This window comes from Vibrio sp. 10N.261.52.A1 (assembly GCF_002876325.1).
Classification (GTDB): Bacteria; Pseudomonadota; Gammaproteobacteria; order Enterobacterales; family Vibrionaceae; genus Vibrio; species Vibrio chagasii.
In genome coordinates this window covers 1-1067 of the sequence record NZ_MCYD01000937.1, presented here as the reverse complement: position 1 = coordinate 1067, position 1067 = coordinate 1, and the positions used below count along the sequence as shown (strand labels likewise).

General features: G+C 44.4%; 1 protein-coding gene. It reads right to left on the bottom strand.

Annotation, left to right across the window (positions count from 1 at the left end):
• On the bottom strand, nucleotides 1-977 hold a 977-nt coding region (gene glpD, locus BCT81_RS20355; protein ID WP_102425618.1), incomplete at its 3' end, for a glycerol-3-phosphate dehydrogenase.
• Nucleotides 978-1067: the final 90 nt, after the last annotated feature.

Below are 1067 nucleotides of genomic sequence, written 5' to 3'. Positions count from 1 at the left end.
CTGTATGTCCACACTACATCGTCACGCTCTAGTTGCTTAACAAAATGCTGGTTAACGATATCAATCAAGTAATCAACTTCTACATCGTCGATAGCCACTTCGCGAGGATCGCCTTTGTATTCAAGGTCGGTTGTTCCGATGATCGAGAACTTATCTAGGTAAGGGATCATAAACACGATGCGGTTATCTTTGTTTTGTAGAATGTACGCTTGTGGTTCGTCGTGAACACGCGGTACCACAATGTGTGAACCTTTGATTAGACGAATATTACGCGGTGAGGTTTGCTCTAAACCATCATCAAAGAACTGTTTCACCCAAGGGCCAGCTGCGTTAACCAATGCTTTCGCTTTGCGCTCGAAACGTTGGTTTGTCATCACATCAAGAATTGTTACGTGCCAAATGTCGCCTTCGCGGTGTGCTTTTTCAACTCGGCAGTAGTTGCGTACTTCTGCGTTGTTTTCTTTCGCCGCCAACACGTTCAGTAATACCATACGCGCATCATCTACCCAGCAGTCTGAGTATTCGAAACCTGTTTTCATTTCTGGTTTCAGCAAACCTGATTGAGCCAAGTTCACCGTTTTACTTCCAGGAAGCGTCGTACGTTTACCTAAGTTATCGTAAAGGAATAGGCCACAGCGGATCATCCAAGCTGGGCGTAAAAATGGTCGGTGCGGTAAACGGAAACGCATTGGTTGTGCAACATGAGGTGCTTTTCTCAGCAACACTTCACGCTCTGCGAGTGCTTCCGAAACTAAACGAAACTCATAATGTTCAAGGTAACGTAAGCCACCGTGGATTAGCTTTGAACTTGCAGAAGACGTCGCAGAGGCGAAATCATTTGCTTCGTATAAACCAACGTTTAGACCACGACCAGCAGCATCTGCCGCGATACCCGCACCATTGATGCCGCCGCCAATAACGATTAAGTCTAGAGTTGAAGATGTACTATTGTTTGAATTAGTTTGTTGAGCACTCATGGTTTTGACCTCTTTCTGAGCGAACGAGCATTTTAGAACATAATTGAATCCTATATTAACTTTCGTTTGCGGTCATTTAATATTTTCGTT